Raw genomic sequence first — 4,802 nt, 5'->3', positions numbered from 1 at the left:
GCGGTACTGGAAACGATGAATTTCATGTCCTTCGTCAAGATTTTTTAAGGGACGCAAATATGGTCAAAAAGGCAGGGGGATTCGCTGAAATTGGAAAGGCTGTTGATAAATGATGAAAGCACGGAGCTAGCCCTTTCGATGAGAACCCCAGCCCTCCAAGTGCTTGTAATATCGCAATATTACGATGATTTAACCGACAAGAATTTGGTTAATGCCGAAGTCTGTTCCAGGCCCACTGCATTATCGAAAGATGGCTAATGCTTATGTATTCAGGAGTGAATCAGAAATCCTCTACCGTGCGGAGGATCTTATCGAAGGTCAGGCGCTGTCCATAGGCCACATCCCCATCGAAATGGACATACACCCGCTCCGGGTCGATCTCAGGCACATCATCGCCCATGCGAGCGGCCAAGGCCACTGGAGGCTTACGGAAGTAGATATCGGCCGTTCTCACCGAATCATCGGGTCCGGTGACCGAAATGCGGAAGGAAGGGTCCATGGCCAATAGGGAGTCTTCTTGGGCAGCCGTGATATCCGGCTCGAAATGCTCCACATTGATGGACTGGAATCCACCGAGATATTCCCCGATCTTGGATTTGGGTCTATCGAGCACGTTCCCCGCATGATCTCGTAGTGTGAATTCACCCTTATACCGATCCTGGATATCGATGCTGAATCCGGCCTCTGGCACTCGAGGGGTCTCCACTTGCACCTTCTTGAAATCCAATTCAGGATAGTTGAAGAGTCCGGTCCAGCGCCACTCACTCACTATGGCATGGAAGCGCGTGGTGAGATATCCTCTGAATCCTCTGTACTCGATCACAAATGGCTCATTGGAAAGTCCATCCTGTGGAGTTTCCAGCAGGGCAAAGGTGCCTTGATTGCTCTGGGTCGATCGGCCTACATACCAGGTCTTTATCCAGTTCCCCTCCAAGTCGTAGATCTCCACCTTGCGGGTATCACCAGCGATGATCTTCATCACCTGGTCTTTTTGCGATTTGGAGACCGGGCTCTGGACTCCCACTGCCTTAAAGGTGCGCAGCATCAGGTCGATGTGGTGCGGCATGGCGATGTACTCATCATCCAGTGACCAGTGCCCATCGTCCCTCCGTTCGAGTTCGATGACATTGCGCCCATCATCGATGATGACCTTGCCCACTTGGGAGGTATCGGCAATGGCAAAATCGGTCAGTGCCTTCTGTCCCAGAGTGCTTGCTCCTTCTGATGTGTAGAGCATATAGACGGCACCTCCTAACAGGATGAGGATCAATAAATACAGGATATTCTTCTTCATACTAGGCGTCTTGCTTGTATCGCTTATTCCGCAGCCAGTTCAGCAGCCCACCCAGTATCATGATGATGACGATAGGCAAGGCCACATTGGTCATCTGAATGATGCCCCGGTCCTCGAGAATGATCTCTTGATTCAATTGCCGCAATCGTATGGTACGGTTACGCACAGAGATCAAACTGGACTCGTCCAACATATAATTGACCGCATTGAGCAGGAATTCGCGGTTGCCATAGATCTTACGCCCTGCATAACGGTCGAATCCGAGGGTGAAATAATTCTTCCCATCGGCCGATACCCTGTTGCGGAAGATGTCTCCATCAGAGATGACGAGCATGCTGTTCTCCACACTCTTCTCGCGGAATTCGAAGCCCTCTTGCAGATACGTGGAACTGATGCGGTTCTTGAAGGCCGATTCGAATCTACCCTCGAGCAGGACAGCGATCGGTTGATAAGGGCGCTTCTTCTCTCCGAAATCCGGGTCGATACTCACGATGCTCAGGTTGATGCGTACCGGTGGACGCAGGATGCGGGTGAATTCAGAACTGCGTAGTAGTACCGTCTTCTTGATCTCAGGCCGAGCAATGGTGTCGATGCTGCTGACGAATTCCGTGACCACTGGATCGATATTGGAGACGATGGGATGTCCATCCCGGGGTACGATCACCGGTTTGAAGTACCAGGGGAACATCTCTATCTGCGGTTGGTTGCCCATCATACCTGTAGTGATTCCTATGGGCGCACAACTTCTATCGAGCAGCATGTTGTTCTCCAAGCGTGCACCGTATTGGAAGAGCATCTCCTCGATGCCCAATTCGCGTTTCACGGCCATGGTCTGTTGCGAATTGCGCAGACTGTCCATATCCGCTATCAATGGATCCACGGCCCAGATGACCTTACCACCCCGCATGATGAATTGATCCAGCATGAAGCGATCGGCATCACTGAAGGCACTATCCGGATCGGAGATGATGAGGAGTTCGTACTTGTTGAGTCGGGTCTTGCCTTCATCGTCCATGGGGATGCTCAGTGAACTCAATTTCCCATCGATGGTCACGCGGGTGACATTATAGCTCTCACTCAGGAGGATCTCTGCATCAGAGGTCTCCATACGGTCGCTCTCACCATGACCTTGGATGAAGGCGATGCTCGGCCGTTTGTCCTCGATGATCCTGCGGATGATATGGGCGAATTCATACTCGAGATTGTTGATCGAGTTATTGATCATCTGTGGATCCACCGCCCGCTCATTGCTCTTGAGAATCTGCAAAGGCATGGTCTGATTGCGATAGGTGATCAACGCTCCAGGGAAGATGATCTTCTCCGATACACCGTCCTTGCTCTGGAAGGTGATATTGGTGTACTGTAGTCCGGAGTCCTGCAGATACTGGTAGAGTTCATTGCGCTCATCCCGGTCTTCGCTCTCTGATGGATTGATGAACTCGTACTCGAGATTGTCCTGGGCGTAGGCCTTCATCTCGTCAAGCCGCTCGCGTATAGCCTGCTCCAGCTTCTTGAACTCTGCCGGATACTCGCCCTTGAGGTAGACCTTGACAAAGACCACATCATCCAGCCCTTCGAGCATTTCCACACTGGCGGGAGTGAGGGTATGTCGTTTCTCCTCGGTCAGGTCCCAGCGGATGAAAAGGAAGCTCCCTAGCAGCACCACCAAGATGACGATGCCGATACCGACCAAAGTGCGGTACAGACTCTTGGTCCTATTTCCGTAGCTTCTTACCATCGGTGACTTTCTACGCTGGTCTTGGTCAGTAGGAGGAATACGGTACACAGCCCCAGGAAGTAGAGCACATCCCGGCTATCTACCACCCCACGGCTCATGGATCTGTAATGTTCGTTTATCCCCAGATCGAGCATAAGGCTATCCAAAGGCCCCAGAAGGTCGAAACTGGCGATGGACTCGAAGCCGATGAAGATGAAGAAGCAGAGGAAGACGGCCAGAATGAAGGCCACGATCTGATTCTCGGTAAGCGATGAAGCGAAGATGCCTATGCTCACAAATCCGGCACTCAGGAATCCGAGTCCGATATAGGATCCCAATATGCCCCCGCTGTCCACATTGCCGATGGGGTCGGCCAGATTGTAGATGCTGAAGTAGTAGACCACCGTAGGCAGGATACTGATGATGGTCAGCAACCAGCCCGAGAAGAACTTGGCGAGGATGATCTGCCAGACACTCAGCGGTTTGGTGAGTAGGAGTTCTAACGTACCGGTGCGTTTCTCCTCGGAGAAGGAGCGCATGGTGATGGCCGGTATCAGGAAGAGAAAGACCCAGGGTGCGATGAGGAAGAGGGTATCCATCTCGGCATAGCCCTTGTCCAGCACATTCATGTCACCGGGGAATATCCACATGAATAGACTCACCATCAGTAGGAAGACGATGATGACCACATAGCCTATGAGGCTCGAGAGGAATCCGTTTATTTCTTTATTCAGCAATGCCCACATAGGGGAGGGGAACCTGATTTCTAGAACGCCTCAAAATTATCTTTATTCCGCACCATCCGATCCAGTAGGCTGGACAGCTTTAACAAGTTTTCACAGTTGAGAACCTTCTGCTTTAAAGTCCACGCTCCAAGCCTCCGGGCGCTCATCGAAGAGCACCTTGGTCCGAGCCCAGACCTGCTTGAATAAGGCACTATGCCTATATGCCTCCAAGTGGACCTCGGTCTGCCAGTGGCTGTAGGTGAAGAAGATGCGTGAATCGGATCGATCCTGCCAGAGTTCCAGGTGTAGGCAACCATTGAATGACCGGATGTGGTCCTTGTGCTCAGCAAAGAGCCTCTCGAAGTCCTCGATGTGCTCTTCTCGGAAGGTCATTTTAACGATGCGCCTGATCATAGGAACTCCATACGTATCATATCATCCACCTTGAGGCCGAAGAGGGATGCTGCTCCTCCAGCCCCATGGAAAGAGCCTTGATTGAAGGAGATCTCCAAGAATCTGCGCGAATTGAACAAGGCCACCGCCTCACCGGATTCTACGGCATTATAGGTCTTGTTGATCTTGCGAATCTGCTCCCTTCGGAAATGGATCTGGAATTCCCGCCCTGCTCCTATATCCTGGAACATCTGCTCCGAGATATTGGTCATGACATTCTCATAGGAATCGATGTAGGTCACGTGGCCGCGTATACTATTGGCATCGGTGATGGGCTGGAGTCGGCTGAATACATTCTTCAATTCCGTCTTACGACCTATCACCTCAGGCGTACCCCCTTTGGCCAGATGGATGGCCGCCTTGGTGAAGACATCCTTGGTGGGGAAGGTGAGGTCATCCGTATCCTGACTGATGGTCAATTCGAAGACCTCATCCATCGGCTCGTTGAATATGAAGGAGAAGATGCCATTGTCAGCACCTATCAGGTATTGACCGTTCTTTCTGACCACCACGTGAGCATTCTTGGTGCTCAATTCAGGTCGCACACCTATGATATGTACCGTCCCTTCAGGGAACTCCTTGAACACATTCCGGATGTGATAGGCGGCTTGAG

General features: G+C 51.6%; 5 protein-coding genes. All 5 read right to left on the bottom strand.

Annotated features, from left to right (window positions below; translation table 11 throughout):
* Nucleotides 1-280: 280 nt before the first annotated feature.
* Nucleotides 281-1,294, bottom strand: a complete 1,014-nt coding sequence (locus HKN79_02325) for a hypothetical protein (protein NNC82388.1) — start codon at nt 1,292-1,294, stop codon at nt 281-283.
* Between the two features lies 1 nt (nt 1,295).
* A complete protein-coding gene (gene gldG, locus HKN79_02320; protein ID NNC82387.1) occupies nt 1,296-3,032 on the bottom strand; it encodes a gliding motility-associated ABC transporter substrate-binding protein GldG in 1,737 nt (578 codons plus the stop codon).
* Nucleotides 3,026-3,757 carry a gliding motility-associated ABC transporter permease subunit GldF gene (gene gldF, locus HKN79_02315; protein ID NNC82386.1) on the bottom strand — a complete coding sequence of 244 codons (732 nt, stop codon included), beginning with the start codon at nt 3,755-3,757 and terminating at the stop codon, nt 3,026-3,028. Before gldF ends, gldG begins: the two co-directional genes overlap by 7 nt.
* Before the next feature lie 90 nt (nt 3,758-3,847).
* A complete protein-coding gene (locus HKN79_02310; protein NNC82385.1) occupies nt 3,848-4,150 on the bottom strand; it encodes an antibiotic biosynthesis monooxygenase in 303 nt (100 codons plus the stop codon).
* A partial coding sequence (locus HKN79_02305) for an SAM-dependent chlorinase/fluorinase (GenBank protein ID NNC82384.1) occupies nt 4,147-4,802 on the bottom strand: 656 nt, incomplete at its 5' end. The genes HKN79_02310 and HKN79_02305, both read right to left, overlap by 4 nt.

Source organism: Flavobacteriales bacterium (genome assembly GCA_013001705.1).
GTDB lineage: Bacteria > Bacteroidota > Bacteroidia > Flavobacteriales_D > JABDKJ01 > JABDLZ01.
This window is presented reverse-complemented; position numbering and strand designations above follow the sequence as displayed.